This window comes from Bradyrhizobium sp. WSM4874 (assembly GCF_055811835.1).
Map to the genome: position 1 here is coordinate 112,231 of NZ_JBVVPR010000023.1, position 20,508 is coordinate 132,738.

Sequence of the window (20,508 nt, forward strand, 5' to 3'; positions counted from 1 at the left end):
CGATGCGTTTGTTCCAGAATAGCGCCCTCTATCCGTCTTATCTGCCGCGGTTGAATGAGCTTGCGGCCAACACGCAGAGCTTCGCGGAGCGGCGGCGCGTATTTCTGCACGATCGTTTCGGTGCGTCGCATTTCCTTCAACCGGTGCTCGACGGTTCGCCGGAGGCCTTCTTCACCAATGGGGACGACGAGGTCTTGCAGCGCCGCTGGGCGCGCGAGCAGGGCATGTCGGGTGAGCCGACGCTCGAGGCCATTCTGCTCGCTCAAATCGAGCATCACGCCACCGAGGTGTTCTACAACCTCGATCCCGTGCGCTATCCGAGCGCATTCGTTGCCAAGCTGCCGGGCTGCGTGAAGAAGGCGCTGTGCTGGCGTGCCGCGCCGTCGGGAAATGCCGATTTCACGGCCTATCGCGCCGTGCTCGGAAACGCTCCATCGATCCTCGATATCTGGCGCCGCAACGGATGCCGGGTCGAAACATTCTTTCCAGCGCATGATCCGGTGATGGACGAGTATGGCCACGGCGAGCGCCCGATCCACGTCGCCTTCGCCGGCGGCTACTCGCGCCACCATCGCGTGCGGGCCAGGACGCTGGAGCAGGTCGCGCAGCTCGCCGATAGCCGCAATATCGTGCTTTGTCTCGATGCATCGCGTCTGACCAGGCTCGCGGAGAGCACCCTCGGGCGATTGCTGCCGCTGCGACAACACCGGCGCCCCGATGCCATCGCGGCCATTGCGAGACCGCCGGTGTTCGGCAGAGCCCTCTACGAACTGATTGGCTCGTCGAAGATCGTGTTCAACGGCGCGATCGATATGGCCGGCACGGATCGCGGCAACATGCGTTGCTTCGAGACGATGGGATGCGGCGCACTGCTCGTCTCCGACGCCGGCAGCTATCCGGCCGGCATGCAGGAGGGCGTGACCATCGAGACCTACGGTACCCCGGAACAGGCCGTCGAGGTCATTTCACGCAGTCTGCAAGACTGGCCCAGAATGGCGGAGATCGCTGCGCTTGGTCGGGCCCGCATCCGGGACATCTACAGCAAGGACGTGCAATGGAAGCAGTTCGGCGACCTCGTCGGACGGGTTTAGCCGTGCTAGAGCGTCCGGGACGACGCGATTTCAGTTGATTGCATGACCCTCGACTTCCTGATCCAGCGGCTCACGGGCCGCAATACCGACTACCTGATCCAGCGCATGATGGGCCGGGCGACTTGCCGTCTCGATGACGGGGCAGCGCTCGGAGCCAGCGCGAGGATCAGGAACATCCGCGGCGATGCCGACAGGATCGTCATCGGCGCACAGAGCCGGATCCTCGGCGAACTCATGACTTTCGCCCATGGCGGCGAGATCAAGATCGGCGAATGGTGCTATGTCGGGGAGGGGACGCGGATCTGGTCGGCTGGCTCCATCGAGATCGGAAACCGGGTTCTGATCTCCCATTCGGCAAACGTCTTCGACAGTCTGACCCATCCGATCGGGGCGGCCGCGCGGCACGCGCAGGTCCGGCAGATCTTCACAAGCGGTCATCCGCGCGAACTCTCGCTTGACGAAAGCCCGGTCCGGATCCGCGATGATGCCTGGATTGGCGCGGGAGCCATGGTGCTGCGCGGCGTGACGGTCGGGCAGGGGGCCGTGGTGGCGGCCGGCGCAGTCGTGACCAAGGACGTGCCGCCCTTCTCGATCGTGGCTGGAAATCCGGCGGTGCTGGTCAGGGAGCTCCGGTCCGATGAGCGGTGACGGCAAGTTCACGACGTGGGAGGATGCCGTTGTCTGGCTGCGCAATCAGCCGGATCAGGGTCAGCTCGTGCGTGACGCCTTCTACGATGATCCGCTGATCGCGGCGGCCGAGCGCTATTTTCAGAGCTCCGAATGGCAGGCGGTCACGGCGCTCCTGGCCGGGCGCTCCGGCTTGGCACTCGATGTGGGCGCCGGTCGCGGCATTGCCAGCTACGCGCTGGCCCGAAGCGGTTTCGAGGTGACCGCACTCGAGCCCGATGGCAGCGCCATCGTCGGCGCTGCGGCAATCCGGGCTCTTGCGGCGAGCACGCAGCTGCCCATCAATGTGGTCGAGGAGTTTTCCGAGCGCCTGCCGTTCGCCGACGACACTTTCGATCTCGTCTTCGCGCGCGCCGTGCTCCATCATACGCGCGACCTTGATGGTGCCTGCCGCGAGATGTTTCGCGTGCTTCGCCCCGGCGGTATGCTGATCGCAGCGCGTGAGCACGTGATCAGCATGGAAAGCGATCTTCAGAAATTTCTCGATCAGCATCCGCTGCATCACCTCTACGGGGGCGAGCATGCTTACCTGCTCGAGCGCTATATCGGCGCGCTGAAGTCGGCCGGCTTCGCCAACGTCGGGACACTGGCTCCGCTGCAGAGCGCGATCAATCTGTTCCCGTATACGATGCAGACGCTGCGATCCGCGGTCGTCGAAAAACTGACGCGGAAGATTCCCGTCGGTCCGCTGTGGCGCGCCGCGTTTGCTTCGCAGCATGTCTTCGCGTCCCTGCTCTCGCTTGCCGAGCGCTTTGACCACCGGCCCGGCCGGCTCTATTCGTTCGTCTGTCACAAGGTCTAGGACATGTCCAATTGGGTTACCGGTGCGAACGGATTCATCGGACGTCATCTCGTTCGCGAGTTGGCGAGCGCCGGGCATGCGGTCCATGGCGTCGGTCACGGTGCGCTCGATCCGGCCCAGGCGCAGGCCCTCGGTTTGCAGACCTGGATCAATGGCGAAGTTGACGCGGCCAATCTGAACGCGCTCGCAGCCTTGCACGGGCTGCCGTCGCAAGTCTTCCATCTGGCTGGCGGATCGTCGGTCGGGCTGTCGATCGCGCGCCCGTTCGAGGATTTTTCGCGGACCGTGACGAGCACGGCGCGTCTGCTCGAGTGGCTCCGAAGTTTTGCGCCCAGCAGCCGGCTGATCGTGGTGTCGAGCGCCGCGGTCTACGGCGCCGATCACACCGGTCCGATTCCCGAGAGCGCGGCGCTTCTGCCGATGTCACCCTACGGACACCATAAGCTGGTGATGGAGCAGTTGTGCCAAAGCTACGTCCAGAGCTTCGGCATCCACTGCATGGTCGTGCGACTGTTCTCTGTCTATGGTCCCCATCTTCGCAAGCAACTGCTCTGGGATATCTGCTCTCGGCTGCGGAGCGAGGTGGAAACGTTGAATCTCGGAGGGACGGGGGCCGAGATCAGGGATTGGACCGACGTTCGCGACGTCGTTCGCTTGCTGGCGCGCGTCGCGGAGGCGGAGTGGCAGAACGATTTTGGCGTGATCAATGGCGGTTCGGGGCGCGGCGTGAGCGTTGCCGATATTGCCGAGGGCCTGATCAGGCATTGGGGCGGCAAAACGGTCGCACGCTTTTCCGGCGTCGCGCGGCCAGGGGACCCGACGAGCTTGCTGGCGGACAACAGGCGCGTGCTCGACATGCATTTCGATTGGCGTATCCCGCTGGAGCGCGGGCTGGCCGACTACGTCGAATGGTTCAGGAGCCAGGCTCGTGCCTGAGAGCGCGCCGCTGCGGATTGCATTCACCAATATCCCACGTCGACTATGGGCGGGTGGCTACAACTATCAACGCAATCTGTTCGAGGTGCTCAACCGGCATTCTCCGGGGGCGGTGGTACCCGTGCTGTTTGCCGGAACGGCGGACGATCCCGAGGAGATCGCGGTGCTGGCCGGCATTCCTGGCGTTGAGGTCGTGCGCTCGCCGGTGTTCGATCACGCCGCGACCGGTCTTGCCCGTGCGACGGACCTCGGCCGCGCGATCGTCTTTGGGTTGGACGCACCTGCCGCCGCCGCGTTCACGGCCAGCAGGATCGACATGGTGTTCGAATCCGCGCGCTTCTTTGGTTGGCGCCTGCCATTTCCGGCCGTCGCATGGTTTCCGGATTTCCAGCATCGACTACTCCCGCATCTGTTCTCCAGAAGTGCACTTTGGCGGCGTGATCTCGGCTTTCGGGTTCAGATCGCATCGGGCCGGCACATCATGTTGAGCAGCGCCACGGCGTTCGGCGATCTCAAGAAGTTCTATCCGGGCAATTCGAGCGGCGTCTCGGTCGTCCGGTTTGCGACCGAGCCGCCCGCCAGTCTGCTCGCCACGCAGCCGTCCGACGTGATTGCGCATTATGGTCTTCCGTCACGGTATTTTTATCTGCCAAACCAGTTCTGGCGGCACAAAAATCATCAAATCGTGGTCGATGCGCTTGATCTGCTGAAATCTCAGGGTCTGGATGTCGTCGTCGCGGCGTCGGGAAGCACGCAGGACTTCCGCGAGCCCGGTCTCTTCGAGGCGATGATGAAGGAGGTCAAGACGCGCGGCCTGGAGATGAATTTTCGACATCTCGGAATGATTCCGCTGGATCATGTCTACGCGCTCCTGCGCGCATCGACGGCGCTGATCAATCCTTCGGAGTGCGAGGGGTGGAGCACCACTGTCGAGGAAGCCAAGTCGTTTGGTGTCCCGATGATCCTGTCGAACATCGATGTCCATCGCGAACAGACCGAGGGCGGCGCGCGATACTTCGGCATCCGCGACCCCAAGTCGCTGGCCGATCACATGTTGCAGGTTGCGCAGACCGCCGGGCCTGTGTTCGTCCGCAACTTGTTGCCGAACCTGGAGCATCGCGTAGAGGCGTTCGTTGCCGATTTCATCCGACTGACCCGGGATGTGATGGCGTCGCGTCGCGGCCAAGCCTGACGAGAAGCGTGGATGCGAGCGGCTTGGTCTCGAGACCTTGGTTTGCCCAGAGCGATCCAACCCTCGCTGCATGGCGACTGGCGCCGGTCCAAGCCTTCTCAGCTGAGGTCCGGCGGCGACATTTACAAGTTGATGCCCCAATGCTAGCAGGTACGCGCAGTAACGTGTCGGCGCTCGCCCAGTTGGAGTCATGATTGACATCGATGCCATTGGGCTTTTTGCGCCTTGCGTCACAGCGACAAGGTTATTGATCGTCTCGGCGATCGGGTTTCAGCGATCAGGCCGATGACGAAGACTTGGTTGACGCACGCAGCAGTAGCGGTTTGGATCTCAACTAACTCAGTCCTTATCCTCTTGTATGGCCTGAGTGGCACGAAGGGTCATGCAGCCGTAACAGTGGCTGTCATGATTGCGCCGCTGCTCGTCGTATCGGGGAAGTTTCGCCCGCTGCCTGCAGACTATTTGTTCGCTGCATTGGCCGCGCTCATGGTGGCGTCGGTAATCGTCCACGGTCGAACGACGACTGATCGCGATTATGCGCTGCTCGCCCTTTCGATGGCTGCCTATCCCGCGTTCCGGGCCGTGGGCCATCGTTTTGATCTGTTGCGCTTCTCCTACCTCACGGCGGCGCTCGTTTCGATCGGGACGCTGCTGACGGCCTGGGCGGTGGTTTACGATCGGAGCGGCGAGTACAAGCCGCTGGTCATGGGCTTCCACGAAGGTCCGACCGTGTTTTCGCTGACGTGGTGCTTCCTGGTCTTTGCTTTCCTTTCGATGAACTTATCGTCGCTCCAATGGCGTGTTGTCGGCGGATTGATCGCCTTGCCTGCGTTCGTGTTTGCCGCAGCAATGGTACGACACCCTTTCATCGCCTTGGCGGTCACGCTCGTCGCGACGGTCAGGATGGGCAGCCGGCGCCAGTTGGTGGTAGTCGGCGTGGTGTGTCTGAGCATTGTCGTTGGTTTGGCTGCTCGTCCCACGATGTCCGGCAAGATCATCGGGCTTGTCCTGGAGAATGCGCAAAAGCCAGTCGTGACGTGCGATACCCATGATACCTTCGCGATCCGAATAATCCTCACAAAGGAAGCCTTGAACCTGTTGCCGAAGGCTGGTTTTTTCGGCCAAGGTATCGGAACGTTCGCTCAACAATCTTGCTATAAGGCGGACCCGCACAACGTTGTACTGCAAGCCGCAGTCGAGGTTGGAGTTGCCGCGGCGCTGCTTTTGGCTGCTGCGTTTATTTTGGCGGCAATGTCGGCAGCAAAGTGTGCGCGCTCTAATGCCGCCGCGTCCTTTGTGTTTGCTGGCCTGGTATTCGTCGGGATCGAGTTTTTGATGAGTGGCTCGATGACGAACTCAGCGCTGCTGTTTGGATTCATGGGCTGGGCCGTTGGGCTGCCGCAGGATGACGGGAACGAGACAAGCGGTGAACCGCGCCCGCTCGCGGTCCCGTAGCTGATCCCCCAGCCGCAAACCGCGTCCACGCCCGGTAGCCTGACGGTGCGCTCGTGCGGAAACTCGCTTGCAGCCGACGGAGATTGCGAGCTGGATCAGGCCAGTTCGAGCGTACGCTTGAAGTATGCGATCGTCTCCTTCAGCCCGTCCTCGAGCGCGACCTTCGGCTCCCAGTCCAGCGCCGCCTTCGCCTTGGTGAGGTCGGGCTGGCGCTGGCGCGGATCGTCCTGCGGCAGCGGCTGGAAGATCAGTTGCGAGCGCGAGCCGGTGAGCTTGATCACCTTCTCGGCGAGCTCGCGGATGGTGAACTCCGAATTGTTTCCGATGTTGATCGGCCCGGTGACGCTCTCGCCGGTCGCCATCAGCCGCATGATGGCTTCGACGAGATCGTCGACATAGCAGAACGAGCGGGTCTGCCCGCCGTCGCCGAACACAGTGATCGGCTCGCCCTTGAGTGCCTGGACGATGAAGGACGACACCACGCGCCCGTCATTGGGCTGCATGCGCGGGCCGTAGGTGTTGAAGATGCGCGCGACCTTGATCGGCAGGCCGTGCTGGCGCCAATAGTCGAAGAACAGCGTTTCGGCGCAGCGCTTGCCTTCGTCATAGCAGGAGCGGATGCCGATCGGGTTGACGTTGCCCCAATAATCCTCGGTCTGGGGGTGGATGAGGGGATCGCCATAGACCTCGCTGGTGGAGGCCTGGAAGATGCGCGCCTTGAGCCGCTTGGCGAGGCCGAGCATGTTGATGGCGCCGTGCACCGAGGTCTTGGTGGTCTGTACGGGATCGCGCTGGTAGTGGATCGGCGAGGCCGGGCAGGCCAGGTTGAAGATCGCGTCGACCTCGATGTAGAGCGGAAAGGTGACGTCGTGCCGGACCGCCTCGAACAGGGGATTTGCGATCAAGTGGGCGATGTTGCGCCGACTTCCCGTGAAGTAATTGTCGACGGACACCACCTCGGCCCGCGAATCGAGCAGCCGTTCGCAGAGGTGGGATCCGATGAAACCGGCGCCTCCGGTCACGAGGATGCGGCTGTTCTTGTAGCTTTCAAACGGCATGATCGGTTCCAGATTGTCCGCGGCGGCGCGCGCTGAGTGGTATCGGCAACGGCCGGACTCGCCAATAGCCAAATGGCTTGGTCCGCGGTATCTAAATACCGATACTGCGCATCGGGTTGTTTTCGATATTTTTATGGGAGCGCTCGTCAGGGCGCTGGCTAGAATTCGCGCCGCTTCAGCCAGGCCCGCGCACCCCAATGAGCAAAACACCAGCTCGATCTGATCAGGGAGAGGCGTTCGACGTTGCGGTAGATATGCCAAACCCATTTGGCGGAGCGCACCGGGCGGCTCGAGACCGAAGAGCCCCTGACGCGGTAGCGTGCAAGGTCCTCGTTGAGGCCGTAGGCGGTATGGCCGCGCTTCAGGATCGAGAGCCACAAGCAGAAATCATCGTAGCCCTCGTTCTTCATCACGACGGGACCGGCGATCTCGCGGTCGACCATCGCGGTCAGCGTCGCGATCGCGGTGTTCTCAAGGAGCTGGTCATAGGTGAGCGAGGCCGGCACCTCGATCAGCCGTCCGGTGACCTTGTTGCTCTCGTCGATGCGGCGGAAGGCGGTGTAGCTGAGGGCCGCCCGCTTCTCGCGGGCGAAGGCGAGCTGGCGCTCGAGCTTCCCCGGCAGCCACAGATCGTCGCTGTCGAGGAATGCGAGATAGCGGCCCTGCGCGGCGTCAATCGAGGCCTGGCGGGCGAGCGCCGGGCCGCCATTTCGGGCCTGCCGGATCAGCTTGACGCGGGGATCGCGCTCGCCGATCGCGGCGATGATCGCCGGCGTCCTGTCGGTCGAGCAGTCGTCGGCGATCAAGAGTTCCCAGTCGGCGAACGTCTGGTCCTGCACCGAACGGATCGTTTCCTCGATCAGGCCTTCGACGTTCCAGGAGGGTGTTACGATCGAGACGAGCGGCATCATGGATCCGTTCAGTTCACGCGGGCCGGCGCGGCGATTGCCGCACGCAAGGAGGCCGCAAACGTGTCGAGCAGCTTGGGATCGCCGATATAAAGCTCGCCCGGATAAGACCGGCGCCAGGCAGACTCGAAATAGGGCGCCCCCCTGGCCGGATCGAATGGCCCGGCGGAGAGCGCTTCGCGTAGCCGTGCCGGCACATCGGCCAGGCGGTCAACCGCATACACCAGCGGGCAGGAGCGGTAGAAGGCATCGCCCATCACCACGACCGGTTTGCCGAGCAGCAGTGCTTCGGCGCCCGACTTGCTGTTGACGGAGATGACGGCGTCGGCGCGATTGAGCACGGTGTAATTGTTGGTCTGCGGCGGCAGCAGCACGAAATTGTCGAACCGGCGGGCGAGCTCGAACAGGCGCGAAGCTGCGATCGCGCCGATCTGAGCGGGGTGTTCCTTGACCACGAGCACATGCGAATCCGGAATCGTGCGCAGCAGGAAGTCGACGGTGGCGACCTGGTCGAGATAATCCGGCGAGCGCAAAGTCAACGCCATGTCGGCGGGAACATGGAAAGGGTAGTAGACGAACGGCGTTTCAGGAATCAGGCGATAGAGCTTGCGCAGCCGCGTCGCGTTGAGCGCCATTGCCGCATGAACACGCGCGTGGCGCAGATTGTGCCCGAACTCCTGGTGCTTGCCGAGCGCAAACTGATCCCAGAGCTTTTCGGCAAGACGGTGCGCATTGCGCAGGTTCACGACCTTCTTGAAGGCCGCCGAATAATGGTGCTGGTCCTTCTTGGGGATGACGATGGCGCGCTGCGTCAGCGTGTCGTCCAGATAGGCGCGCACCTCCGATGACACCGTGTCTGCGGGTGTCGCCATCACCTCGGGAGCTGCGAGGCTGTCGGGCGTAAAATACATGCGGCCGCGGAAGAACGACGGCTCGATGAACCAGTTGCGGATGTTGCGGCGCCTTGCGGCGTAGAAGCTCGCGATGACGGAGAGAAAGCCGCCGAGCTCCTGCACCAGCTCGGCGCGCGTGCCTTGCGCCTCCAGCCGGTCGAGCAGCGCCTCCATGGCGTTGGCGTAGATCATGAATCGCCGGCGCAGCGCGGCCGTGTCGCGGATGCCGAAAGTGAAACGCTCATGGCTGAACAGGAAGTTGGTCCCGTCGAGCCCGTAGGCAGCGACGCGCGCGTCGAACGCCTTGCGATCGTCTGGGGCAGGGCCAGCCTTGAGACCCTCGCGGTACATGTTCGTAACCGGCACGCCTGCAGCGTTCGAAATCTCCGCGCTGCGATCGTCGAAGGCGAGCAATTCGACGTCATGGCCTGCCGCGCGCAACCGTTGTGCGACCGGAATCCAGAAACGGGTCTGGTATTCCGCTAGCGTCGTGATGAGTATGGTCGTTGCAGATCTGGTCATTGCTCTAGGACCTGGTCGATCGCAATGCTCGCGAGCGGCAAACCCGTCGTTGCGCAATGCGCGCGTCGCGCTTTGAATTGCAACGGGCTCGCGCCATCATGAGCTGCGATCCGCTGAAGCAGGGATTTGACGGAGGCCAGCTCGATCCGCTTGTCACGCCGGGCTGGATTGAATCGGCTGCGCAGCCGCTCGGTGACGGCCGAGCCGAGCGCGGCGCTCGCGACCCCCTTGACGATCTGACCGAGGCTCGGCTTGGCGCGCGTACCCTTCACGGTCGCAAGCAGAGACACGTAAGGCCGACGCGAGCCTTGGGCGTGAATCAGGACATCGGCGACACGATCGGCCGCCTGTCCGTCGTTAAGATGGAAGAAAGCCTCGATGTCGGCGGCGTGAACTCGGGCGAAATCGAATGTCCCGGTCTCGCGCTCGACGTGGTCGATCGCGCCAAGCAACTCATCGAACGAGGACACCTGACGGCTCACGCGAGCTGGCAGCCCGGCATGGCCCGCGGTGATTGGTGTGTTCAAATATTCGAGCTGGAGCGGCAGCTTTTCCAGCAACACCGATTCGACGGCCGTGCCGCAGTTGAGATGAATGATTGCGGCCGCGTTGCGGATACGGTCGAGCACGCTGCCGCTGCCGTCGATCACGACGTTGGTATGGCGCGAGAGCGCGTTGCGATACACGTCTTCGCTCTCGAAGGGATGCGGACGCACGAGAATGTTGCGGTCGGGCCGCGCTGCGGCGAGCCGCCCGATCTCGGCGAGATAGTTCGCGAAGACCTGCTTCAGGTCCGCGATGAAGAGATCGACATAGGCGCCATCCCAACCGGCCCGCACCATCGCCTCGCGTTCCCCGCCCGGCTCACCGCTGAAGCGCGAATTGACCAGTGGGAAGTTGGCGTTGACGAGCAGATAGCCGCGCGGTTCGCCGTCGAGCAGCGCACGCCAGCGTGAGGCTGCAAAATCGAAGCGCGGGCAACCGGTGAGGTGAAGCTGCTCCGGCGGTATGGTTCCGGCCGTAAGGAACGCGTCGTGCAGCCGGCTGCCCCAGAAGAAGTAGCCCGCCAGGAGACCGGCGTAGCCGCTGTCCTTGATGTGCGCGGCCATGGCGGGCGGCGAGTTGCCGCCCTTTTCGGCAAGCACGCCGCCTTCGGTGTCGAGCACGTACAGCGCGAGACCGGCCTTGGCGAAGCTGCGCATCAGGTCGAGATTGACAGGACGTGCGTAGTTGACCACCAGCGCGTCCAGCCCGAGCCGTGGCACATCGACCGCCTGCTCGTACATCGGTACCAGCACGACGGAAACGCCGCGCCGTGCGAGTTGATAACCGAGCATGACTGCGCCCGGCAGGTCACGCTTGGGGTGATCGACCACCAGGCCTATGCGCACCGTTCGCGTCTCCTCGTGGAATCAAACAAGGCGGTCATTGATCTCTTGAACATGATGGCGCTGAATTGCGAGCTATGTCGAAGCCCAGCCGAAGCGATGGCCAAGTTCCACGAAGATCGCCCGCTGGCGCTTTTCGAGAACGAAGAAATACTGCACGGCCCAGCTCACGACGCAGAACGCAGCGATCGCCAGCCCAAGCCCCCAGAAGCCGTCGATTGCGACGTAGTCGGCAAGCTTGAGCAACAGCAGGCTTACGACCACGAGGACGGCGGCTTGGGTGAGAAGTGCTCTGAGGAGGCGGTGGGAGTCAAGCTGCAACCCGCGGCTCACGGCGCCGATCTGCAACGGTAGAATGACGGCGTTGCCCACTACCTGGCCGAGAATCAGCGCGCGTTCATCGAACATGTGCAGCGTGGCAACCGCCACTGCGGCCCAGACCCCCAGTTGATAGATCATCAGCCGGTTCAGGCGCGACTGCACGTCGGTGCGGGTCAGGAACATGACGTTGCCGAACGCGAGGTACTGGGCGCAGACAGGCACCACGAAGCTCAGGCCCATCCAGAAGGCGTAGGGAAGCATCTGCGGCCCGATCCACAGCTGCATGATCTCGGGCGACAGCATTGCGACTGCCACCAAGGGCGGCACCGTGAACATCGGCAGGATGATGAGGCCGAATTCGCCGAGCCGCTGGAACGCCTTGGCGTTGCCGCGCTCCTCCAGACGACTCGCCACCGGCAGCAGAGCCGACGTCAGGAGGCCAACGACGATCTTGGAGACCCGGGACAGCCGGACCACGGTGTCGTACACGCCGACGCCCTTGGGCCCGAACAAAAGGCCGACGAGGAAGGGCTGGATCGGCAGCGCCAGGCCGCCCGTCAGTTTGCCCTGGGCGAACAGCGCGCAACGGTGGAACAGCTCGTGCCGGATCGGCGCGTCCCACATCGCGAGCCTGACCTTGCGCACGACGGCGACGAAGGCTGCGATGAACACCAGAAATGCACGCATCAAGATGCTGGCGAGATAGATATAGGCCACGAACTCGAAGGAGGCCGCGGCGTTGGAGGCCCAGATCGTGCAGGCGACATAGGCGATCGTGGAGCTCACCTCCGCCAGCCGCAGCACGTTGTAGCGCTCAAAACCCTTGACAATGCCTTCCCAGACCAGCGCCGGGATCAGCACCAGATTGGCGAGCGCCGTATAGCGTAGGATCTGCGAGAACCTGTCGACATGCGCGGGGTCTACGCGCAGCGCGATGGTCAGGTATGGAGCGCTGATCCAGATCGTGACGGCGAGCAGCGTTCCGAGGCCAAAGGCCATCACGGTTAACAATGCAAGCTGCTGGCCCGCAAGATGCCAATCGCGATGCTCGCGCGCGCGCGCGACCGCCTGCGTGGTGACCTCGGAGAGGCCGAGATCGAGCAGGCTCATCATGCCGCTCGGCAGCAGGATGCGGGCGAGCACGATGAGGCCGAACTCGGTCACGCCCCAGGTCCGGATGATGACTGGAATGACAATCAGGGCGAGCACGGCCGCGACCCCGAAGGCGGCGCTCGAGATCAGCGTGTTTCGGATCAACTGTTTCAGCATGCTCCGCCGCTCACCATGCGCTCAGCCCGCCGTCGACCGCGATGTTCTGCCCGGTCACATAGGACGCAGCATCGGAGACGAGGAACAGCATGGTGCCGACCATCTCGTCGGCCTTTGCCATGCGGCCGAGCGGAATGCGGGCAGCATAGCGCGCCTTGAAGGTCTCGTTCTGTCCGCTCTCCACCCCTCCCGGGGTGAGAGTATTGACGCGAACGCCTTTCGCCGCCCAATAGGTCGCCAGATGCTTGGTCAGTCCGATGACGCCCGCTTTGGAAGCCGTGTAGACCGCAGGCGTGTTGATGGCGCGGCCCAGATATTCGGAGCCTTCGTAGATGCGCTGGTCGGGCGCCATCAGGCCGTAGATCGAGGCGGTCTGCACGATGGCGCCGTAGCCGCGCTCAGCCATTCGACCGCCGAAGGCCTGGGCGACGTTGAACATGCCGTCGAGATTGACCGCCATGATCTCACGCCAGGTCGCCAATGAAAACTGCTCGACCGGCGCGAAGAAGGCGTCGACGTCGCGGGTCTTGCTCGCGGCGTTGTTGAGCAGGATCGAGACCGGCCCGAGGTCCGCTTCGATCGCATCGGCGGTGTTGCGTACCGCGTCGGGCTGGGTGATGTCGCAGCCATAACCCCTGGTGCGGACGGCATGGCGTGACGTGATGTCGGCTGCCGCCGCATCGGTCGCGACCTGGTCCAGATCGACAATCGCGACATTGGCGCCGAACTCGGCGAGGCCCTCTGCGAAACGACGGCCGAGAATGCCGCAGCCGCCGGTGACGACGGCGGTACGTCCGGTGAGATCGAACAGAGCCTTGAAGCTCGTGGTCATTGCATAAGCCCCCTCAGGCCGGCAGTCGCTGGCGCAGCAACAGCTCCACCAACGCAAAGTCGAGATCGGAATCGATATCGATCGAGCGCTCTTCCGGCATCTCGAACAGGCGTGTGTCCGGATAGAATACCGCGGGCTGCGCCAGGAACTGCGCGACGCGCCAGACATAGATCGACGCGTTCATGTCGAAGCAGCGCGGCGCATCCTGCCGGCGCGTGATTGGAGGATTGGCGGATTTGGAAAGGCCAACGCTGCCATCGGTGCGCTGCTCGACCAGATTGAAATAGGGGGAGCGGCGTGCGGGCGCGCCGGTGATGACATTGCGGGCGTCGCTCTCGCGCAGCAGTGCCACCGCCCCGGCGATGTCGGAGGCGAGCCTGAGCGGCGAGGTGACGTCGAGATCGACGAAAATCTCGGGCGTCTTGCCCGTTTGCGCGATGGCCTGCTCGAGACAATGGCGGATCGCCGGCAGCTTTGGCGCGGTATCCGTCGCCATCTCGTCCGGACGCTTCACGGCGATGTCGGCGCCCGCCTTCAGTGCCGCATCGAGCAATGCGTCAGAATCACTGCTGAAGGCGATCGCGTCGAACAGGCCGGTCTCGCGCGCCTGCTCGATACTCCATGCGAGCACGGGCTTGCCCAGGAGCTCGCGCGCATTCTTGCCGACGACCCCTTTCGAGCCGCCTCGCGCGCAGATCGTGCAGAGGAGACTCATGGCGATATCCAGGTCTTGGTGCGCAGAGCGCGCTCGCTGGCATCGATCAGATGTACGACGCCGAGCGCCTCGGGCAGAGAGCAGGCGGGGCTCGCGCCATCCATCGCCGCGACATGCATGTCGCGATAGGTTTGGTCGCGCTCGCTGGGGATCTCGGTGATCTTGCCGTTGATCGCAAGCCGGCTGCCGACGAGATCGGCCTCGATGGTGTCGTCGTCGACGTTGACGCGAATGCGGCGGATACCCTGACGGTCGAGATAGTCCATGTGGACGTGGACCGATGGCGCCCGCTGCATATCGAGCAGCAGGTCGAGGTGGTCGTCGACGTCGATATCGCGCGCGCCGGACGCGCCGCCGAGCGCCGCGACGCGATGCCACGGTCCGAACAGCCACAACAGATAATCCAGCTCGTGGCTGAGATCCCGCAGCACGCCGCCGCCGGCGTCAGCCGTGGCGGAAGCGGTCGCACGATGATCGCGGCCGGGGCGCCAGTCCCTGATGTCCTGGCCGACATAGGCGGCGACCGTGATCACTTCGCGCCCGCGTAAGCTTTCGGCCAGCGCGGTCATCACGGGATGAAAGCGCAGATTGTATCCGACGCTGACGTGGGAAAACGGATATTTCGGCGGCGACGCCGGTGTTGCGAATAGCGGTTTTTCGACAAGGACCTTGCCGTGGAAGCCGGCCTGCGCGAGTTCTTGCAGATCGTCGGCATGGCGCGCGGTCTCGGTTGCGATCACCGCATAGTCCGGATGTGCGCCGGCGATGGCCTGCACAATCGAGCCGTACTCGCCGCCTTCGCGACGGCTGACGGTCACGACACGAAGCCCCAGCTCTCGTAGGACGCGCGCATGCCTTGTGCCAATCGAGCCGAGGCCGACCACGACGGCGGTTGTCGATGTCACGGGAAGACCTCGTGAAATTCCGCATGCGCCTGCTCGAAATCCTCCAGGCGACCGATGTCGAGCCAGTATTCGCGGATCGGATAGACCGCGACGCGTCCGTTGCCCGCTATCACGCGCTCCAGCACGGTCGGCATATCGACGCTGACTCCCGGCGCGACATGGCGAAAGACGGAGTTGCCGATCACATAGATGCCAGCACTGACGAACCAGCTCTCGGTCGGCTTCTCGCGGATGGCATCGAGAAAGCCCTCCGACGTGGAAACCACGCCGTACGGTACATGCACCTTGTGCTCGCGGACCGTCATCGTCGCTTCCGCCGGCGTTCCGTTGTGGAAGTCGATAAGAGCCCGGTAGTCAATCGTGGTGAGAATATCGCCGTTGGTGACGATCATCGGCAGAGCCGGTGGCGTCGGCAAGAGGCCGAGCGCGCCTGCGGTCCCCAGGCGTTCCGTTTCGTGTACGTACTGGATATTGGCGCTGAAGGCGGTGCCGTCGGCGAAGTAGTCTTTGATTGTCTCGGCCTTGTAGTTGACCGAGATGAAAATGTTGCCAAAACCCTGCTGCACGACGTTGCGAACGATCGTCTCGAGCAGCGGCCGGCCGCCGACGTTGAGCATCGGCTTCGGCACCTCGCGCGTGAGCGCGCCCAGGCGTTCGCCGAGGCCGCCCGCCATGATCAGGACCGGATTGGGATAGTGGCGCGGTTCGAGCAACTCATCGAGGGTCTCGACCAAGACAAGATGCCCGCCCTCGTCGACGAGCGGGAGTTGCTTGATCGACTTCTGCCGCATCAGCTGCAGGCGATCCTCGCGCGGCAGTGCCGCAGGAGCCGACACCGGCGCACGGCTCATGATGTCGGTCGCAAGTCCTGCGAGCGGGATGCCGCGGAGCAGGCCGCGCCTCACATCGCCGTCGGTGACCACGCCCAAAAGGCGACTCTGGTCGTCGAGCACGAGCGCAATCTGGATGCTTCCACTCTCGATGGCGGCAATGGCCTCGCCCACGGTGGCCTGCGTTCCAACGACGGCCTTACGCCAGGATTTCATGGCAATCTGCCTCGTATACGCCGGATATCGGGGCCGCCCGCGGCTTAAGTCTGCTATATCGCGGCTGCGAGACGCGACGTCAACCCCAACCGCATTTCCTAAGGCAGCCCCGTTAACCTCCGCTTTTCGCGGTCCGAATCAACGGTTTGAACACCCGCCGTCCCGCCGCTAAGGTTGTGCAGCGCAGGGGAATCGGCATGGACGATCTCATCATCATAGGCGGCGGCGAACACGCCTTCATGGTCTACGAGGCGGCGCTGTTGTCCGGCCAGTTCAAGGTTATCGGCTTCCTCGATCGCCAGCCCGCAACACTGGGCGACGTCAGCTATCTCGGAACTGACGACGCTGCGCCGAACTATCCGGACGCGGCCTTCGTCATGGGGATCGGAACGATGCAGGCGGGGCCCGCTCGCCGGCAGATGATCGGCTGCATGCGGGTCGAGCGCTGGGCGACCGTGATTCATCCGCGCGCTATCGTCTCGCCCTCGGCCGGGATCGGTGCAGGCACCGTCATCATGCCCGGCGCAATCGTCAATGCGCGAAGCCGGATCGGTGATCACTGCATCATCAATTCCGGTGTCGTCGTCGAGCATGACGTACAGATCGGTGACTGCACGCATTTGTCGCCGGGAACCATAGTCGGCGGCGGCGCAAAGATCGGCGAGAACTGCTTCGTCGGTCTCGGCAGCCGGGTCAGGGACCACATCGCGATCGGCGACGACACGCTGGTGGCGATGGGATCGGTGGTCACGGCGCCATGCCCGCCAGGGTCTGTCCTTCGCGGCATTCCGGCAAAGCCGCAAGGCTAGACCGGATCGTCCGGCTCGAGCGCGCGCGGCACTGCCGTCCCAACCAGTGACCAATATTCGATCGGCGGACGGCCGGCGCCGGGGCGCTTGGCGGTGATATCGGCCGGGCCGATGGTCTCGCCGGCCTTCAGCGCACGCGCCGCCACGATGCTCTTGCGCGCGACTGGAACGTTCCTGATCTCGGACTCTTTCGGCGCCTTCACGCCGTCGCCCAGTGCACGCTCCACGTTGCGGATGGCCGCAACCATTTGCTTGAAATCGTCCGGCTCCAGCGAGGCCGCGTGGTCGGGGCCCGTGGCGCCGCGGTCCAGCGTCAGGTGCTTTTCGATCGTTGTGGCGCCGAGCGCGACGGCGGCCACTGAAACTTCGAAGCCGTCGGTGTGATCGGAATATCCGACCGGGAGCTGGAATGCGGAGCGCATTGTGGCCATTGCGGCGAGGTTCACATCCGCGATGGGGCAGGGATATTCGGTGGTGCAATGGAGCAGGTTGACGTGCCGCGCGAGCATTGTGCGTGCCGCCGGATCGCGCCACGCCGCGCGGAAGGAGGCAATGCCGGGCGGATGGTTGCGCTGGCCGTAGCCATGAGCCAGCACGCCGAGCGCTTCCTCGATCTCGCCGAGTGTCGCCATGCCCGTCGACAGGATCAGCATCGCGCCGGCCTTCGCCGCCGCATGCAGCAGCGGCGCATTGGTGAGATCGCCTGATCCGATCTTGATGCGCGGCAGGTTCAGCGACAGCAGGAAGGCGAGCGACGCGTCGTCGAACGGCGTCGACAGGAACTCGATGGCACGCTCCTTGGCGCGCGCGATCAGCGTGTGGTGCGCGGCTTGCGGCAGTTCGAGCCGTTGCAGCATGGCAAGCTGGCTCTCGGTGGCGTTCGTCGTGCGCTGCTGATACTCAGCCTTCTTCGCCGCACCGCCCGCCAATGCCTTCGCATCGAAGGTCTGGAACTTGACGATGTCGGCACCGGCGTCGGCGGCCGCGTCCACCAGCGCCAGCGCCTTCTCCAGGCTGCCGTCATGATTGACACCGGCCTCCGCGATAATCAGCGTGTGGGTCGTCATGGCCGCGCTCCACTTGCCGGAAGGTCGTAAAAGCCCTTCGCCAGAAGCTGCCTGAAATCGGGGACGCCGGCGACAATGTCGGCAAATCGCCGGCTGGACTCGCCTTCGCCGTAAGGATTGACGGTGGCTTGACGGCCGCGCTGGAGCGCCGCCGAGATGGCGGCTTCTATCGAATCGCGCTCGGCCGCTGCGTGAAATACCGAGGCGGCGCGTTCACGTCCCTTCTGGCGGTCGCCAATATCGACCGTGGGAACTCCGAAGGAGGGCGCTTCGAGCAGGCCGCTCGAGGAATTGCCGATCACCAGGTCCACCTGGTTCATCAGGCTGAGATAGCGGAGCTGCCCAAGCGAGGCGACCGCGATCGTGTTCGGCCGGCCTGCCGCAAAAGCTTCGATCCGTGCGTTCAACGCACGGCCCTCGGCATCGGCGTTGGCGAGGGTGAACACGAAACGACAGGATGGATCGAACGCCGCCAGTGCTGCGAACAACTCCTCCAGCTCGGCCACCGAGCGCCCGGCCTCGACCGTGACGGGGTGGAACGTGACGAGCGCGTTGCGCTCACCGAGCGGCATTCCGACCGCGCGACCGATGCCGTCGCGGTCCATCAGGGCGAGATGCTTGATGGCATCGATGCCGACCGAGCCGATGGTGTGAATGCGCGAGGGGTGCTCGCCGAGCTGTATCAGCCGCCGCGTCGAGCCCGGATTGCTCGTGAAATGTAGATGCGCCATTTTGCTGATGGCGTGACGAGTGGACTCATCGACCGCGCCCTCGGTGACGTCGCCGCCGAACAGATGCGCCATCGGCAGCCGCATGAACATCGCCGCCTGCGCGGCCGCGAACATCTCGAAGCGGTCGCCGAGGACGACGACGAGATCCGGTCCTAGCCGCGTGAAAGCATCGGCAAAGCCGATGACGCCGAGCCCGACCGATTTCGCGACGCCGGCCCCGGTGTCGCTGCTGAGCAGCGTCTCGACACGCTCGTCGACTTCGAACCCCTCGTCGCGGATGGCGGCAAAGGTGTAGCCAAACTCCGGTGCGAGATGCATGCCGGTGGCGACGAGCTGAAGTGTCAACCCAGGCGTCTCGCGGATTGCACGCATCGGCCAGACCAGCAGCCCGAAATCAGCGCGGCTACCGGTAACGAAGCAGATTTTTCGCGCGACGCTACTCATCGCGAACCCTGATGCTGGCGCTGCTGGGGAGGTTGATCAGCCGACGTTCGATCGATTCCGCGGTCGACAGACCGCCGCGCGGGCTTTGCGCGAACATCGGCAGCTTGTGCATCAAGGTCCAGGCCGGACGGGCGCCGAAGCCGGCGTCGTTGAGCGCGGCGAGCAGATCGTCGCGCCGATCGGCATGGGCTTCGTCGAGCAGGATCGCGTTCAGCCAGTAATTGCTCGTTGCGTCCTTCGGCTCGCGCGAGAAGCAGACCCCCGGAATATCCGCGAAGGCGCGCTGATAGGCTGCAGCTAACTTGCGCTTGCTTGCGAGGAAGCCGTCGAGCTGCTCGAGCTGCGCGCAGCCGAGCGCGGCGTTCAGATTGGGTAAACGGTAGTTGAAGCCGATCTCGTCATGGATGAAGGCCCATTTGTGCGGCAGCTTCGCGGTGGTCGTCAGGTGCTTGGCGCGGCGCCCCAGTTCCTCGTCATTGGTCAGGATGGCGCCGCCGCCGCCGGTGGTGACGATCTTGTTGCCGTTGAAGCTCAGCGCCGCGAGCCGCGTCTGCGATCCGACGGCGTGACCCTTGTAGGTCGAGCCCAGCGATTCTGCGGCATCCTCCACCAGCGCGATGCCCCACTCGCGGGCGGTCGCGGCAATCTCGTCGAGCTCGACCGGATGCCCGAACGTATGCATCGGCGTGATCGCGGCGATGCGGCGCCCGGTCTCGCGATTGACGGCGCCCTTGGCCGTCCGCTCGGCGATCTCGTCGAGTCGCGTTGCGAGTGCGCGAGTATCCATGCCGAGCGTGACGAGCGAGCTATCGACGAAATGCGGCGTCGCGCCGCAATAGGCGATCGCATTGGTCGTCGCGATGAAAGTCAGCGCCGGCGAAATGACCTCGTCGCCGGGCTCGACGCCGGCGAGGCGGAAGCACGCATGCAGCGCGGCCGTGCCGTTGACGACGGCCACCGCGCGCTTGGCGCCGGTGACCTCCTCCAGCATGCGCTCGAACCGATCGACGAACGGCCCGACCGAGGAGACGAAGGTGCTCTTGATGCACTCTTGGAGATACGCGATCTCGTTGCCGGCGAACACCGGCTCGTGCAGGCCGAGAATTCCGTTGGGTGTTCCCACAGCGCGCCGTACGGCATCGACGATGGTCTTGGGTTCGAAACCTGATCTGGTCACGGGACTGTCCACCATCGCCTCAGACGTTGTAGACGTCAGCCTTGTAGCGGCTGAGGTTTGCAGGATTGGTGAACCACTCGACAGTCTTAATCATGCCGCGGCGCATGCCGTCGACACCGCCGAATTCAGGGCTCCAGCCAAGCTGCTGGCGCGCCTTGGAATTGTCGGCCCAGAGCCGTTCGACCTCGCTGTTGGCGGGACGCAGGCGCGCCTCGTCCGTCTCGATTTCGATAGTCGTCCCCATGACATCGGCGATCATC

At 63.9% G+C, this 20,508-nt stretch carries 20 protein-coding genes; 7 read left to right on the plus strand and 13 right to left on the minus strand.

Going from position 1 to position 20,508, the window contains the following annotated elements; translation table 11 throughout:
• Positions 1–2: 2 nt before the first annotated feature.
• The 6 genes from AC0L3P_RS23400 (at position 3) to AC0L3P_RS23425 (ending at position 6,163) form a co-directional block, all read left to right on the plus strand.
• On the plus strand, positions 3–1,091 hold the full coding sequence (locus AC0L3P_RS23400; protein ID WP_473305401.1) for a glycosyltransferase family protein: 1,089 nt from the start codon (positions 3–5) through the stop codon (positions 1,089–1,091).
• 42 nt (positions 1,092–1,133) lie between these two features.
• Complete coding sequence (locus AC0L3P_RS23405) at positions 1,134–1,739, plus strand: acyltransferase (protein WP_473305403.1); 606 nt, start codon at positions 1,134–1,136, stop codon at positions 1,737–1,739.
• Positions 1,729–2,580: a class I SAM-dependent methyltransferase gene (locus AC0L3P_RS23410; RefSeq protein WP_473305405.1), complete on the plus strand. Its 852-nt coding sequence runs from the start codon at positions 1,729–1,731 to the stop codon at positions 2,578–2,580. The genes AC0L3P_RS23405 and AC0L3P_RS23410 overlap by 11 nt, the downstream gene beginning before the upstream one ends.
• A gap of 3 nt (positions 2,581–2,583) precedes the next feature.
• On the plus strand, positions 2,584–3,516 hold the full coding sequence (locus AC0L3P_RS23415) for an NAD-dependent epimerase/dehydratase family protein (RefSeq protein ID WP_473305407.1): 933 nt from the start codon (positions 2,584–2,586) through the stop codon (positions 3,514–3,516).
• Positions 3,509–4,708, plus strand: a complete 1,200-nt coding sequence (locus AC0L3P_RS23420) for a glycosyltransferase family 4 protein (RefSeq protein WP_473305410.1) — start codon at positions 3,509–3,511, stop codon at positions 4,706–4,708. Before AC0L3P_RS23415 ends, AC0L3P_RS23420 begins: the two co-directional genes overlap by 8 nt.
• Before the next feature lie 405 nt (positions 4,709–5,113).
• Positions 5,114–6,163: an O-antigen ligase family protein gene (locus tag AC0L3P_RS23425; protein ID WP_473305413.1), complete on the plus strand. Its 1,050-nt coding sequence runs from the start codon at positions 5,114–5,116 to the stop codon at positions 6,161–6,163.
• A gap of 95 nt (positions 6,164–6,258) precedes the next feature.
• Here AC0L3P_RS23425 and AC0L3P_RS23430 read toward each other — a convergent pair whose 3' ends face one another.
• From AC0L3P_RS23430 to AC0L3P_RS23470, 9 genes are all read right to left on the minus strand, one after another.
• Entirely contained in the window at positions 6,259–7,221 is a 963-nt protein-coding gene (locus AC0L3P_RS23430; protein ID WP_473305416.1) for a UDP-glucuronic acid decarboxylase family protein, read from the minus strand.
• 158 nt (positions 7,222–7,379) lie between these two features.
• Positions 7,380–8,132, minus strand: coding sequence for a glycosyltransferase family 2 protein (locus AC0L3P_RS23435; protein WP_473305418.1), 753 nt, complete (start codon positions 8,130–8,132; stop codon positions 7,380–7,382).
• 8 nt (positions 8,133–8,140) lie between these two features.
• Complete coding sequence (locus AC0L3P_RS23440; protein ID WP_473305421.1) at positions 8,141–9,544, minus strand: capsular polysaccharide export protein, LipB/KpsS family; 1,404 nt, start codon at positions 9,542–9,544, stop codon at positions 8,141–8,143.
• Entirely contained in the window at positions 9,541–10,935 is a 1,395-nt protein-coding gene (locus tag AC0L3P_RS23445) for a surface carbohydrate biosynthesis protein (protein ID WP_473305424.1), read from the minus strand. Before AC0L3P_RS23445 ends, AC0L3P_RS23440 begins: the two co-directional genes overlap by 4 nt.
• A 72-nt stretch (positions 10,936–11,007) precedes the next feature.
• A complete protein-coding gene (locus tag AC0L3P_RS23450) occupies positions 11,008–12,522 on the minus strand; it encodes an MATE family efflux transporter (protein ID WP_473305426.1) in 1,515 nt (504 codons plus the stop codon).
• A 10-nt stretch (positions 12,523–12,532) separates the two neighbouring features.
• Positions 12,533–13,354: an SDR family oxidoreductase gene (locus tag AC0L3P_RS23455; protein ID WP_473305430.1), complete on the minus strand. Its 822-nt coding sequence runs from the start codon at positions 13,352–13,354 to the stop codon at positions 12,533–12,535.
• Between the two features lie 13 nt (positions 13,355–13,367).
• The gene (locus tag AC0L3P_RS23460; protein ID WP_473305432.1) at positions 13,368–14,069 is read right to left on the minus strand and encodes an acylneuraminate cytidylyltransferase family protein; all 702 of its coding nucleotides are present in this window, start codon (positions 14,067–14,069) and stop codon (positions 13,368–13,370) included.
• The gene (locus AC0L3P_RS23465) at positions 14,066–14,974 is read right to left on the minus strand and encodes a Gfo/Idh/MocA family protein (protein WP_473305434.1); all 909 of its coding nucleotides are present in this window, start codon (positions 14,972–14,974) and stop codon (positions 14,066–14,068) included. Before AC0L3P_RS23465 ends, AC0L3P_RS23460 begins: the two co-directional genes overlap by 4 nt.
• Positions 14,971–16,020 carry a nucleotidyltransferase family protein gene (locus AC0L3P_RS23470; protein WP_473305436.1) on the minus strand — a complete coding sequence of 350 codons (1,050 nt, stop codon included), beginning with the start codon at positions 16,018–16,020 and terminating at the stop codon, positions 14,971–14,973. Before AC0L3P_RS23470 ends, AC0L3P_RS23465 begins: the two co-directional genes overlap by 4 nt.
• A 197-nt stretch (positions 16,021–16,217) precedes the next feature.
• Between AC0L3P_RS23470 and AC0L3P_RS23475 the strand changes: the two genes are divergently transcribed.
• Entirely contained in the window at positions 16,218–16,829 is a 612-nt protein-coding gene (locus AC0L3P_RS23475; RefSeq protein ID WP_473305438.1) for an acetyltransferase, read from the plus strand.
• Here the strand turns inward: AC0L3P_RS23475 and neuB are convergent.
• The 4 genes from neuB to AC0L3P_RS23495 all read right to left on the minus strand — a co-directional run.
• Positions 16,826–17,896: an N-acetylneuraminate synthase gene (gene neuB / locus AC0L3P_RS23480; protein ID WP_473305440.1), complete on the minus strand. Its 1,071-nt coding sequence runs from the start codon at positions 17,894–17,896 to the stop codon at positions 16,826–16,828. The two genes, AC0L3P_RS23475 and neuB, sit on opposite strands and share 4 nt — an antisense overlap.
• Positions 17,893–19,071, minus strand: coding sequence for a UDP-N-acetylglucosamine 2-epimerase (gene neuC / locus AC0L3P_RS23485; protein WP_473305442.1), 1,179 nt, complete (start codon positions 19,069–19,071; stop codon positions 17,893–17,895). Before neuC ends, neuB begins: the two co-directional genes overlap by 4 nt.
• Positions 19,064–20,248, minus strand: a complete 1,185-nt coding sequence (locus tag AC0L3P_RS23490; protein WP_473305444.1) for a LegC family aminotransferase — start codon at positions 20,246–20,248, stop codon at positions 19,064–19,066. The genes neuC and AC0L3P_RS23490 overlap by 8 nt, the downstream gene beginning before the upstream one ends.
• A 19-nt stretch (positions 20,249–20,267) precedes the next feature.
• A partial coding sequence (locus AC0L3P_RS23495) for a GDP-mannose 4,6-dehydratase (protein WP_473305447.1) occupies positions 20,268–20,508 on the minus strand: 241 nt, incomplete at its 5' end.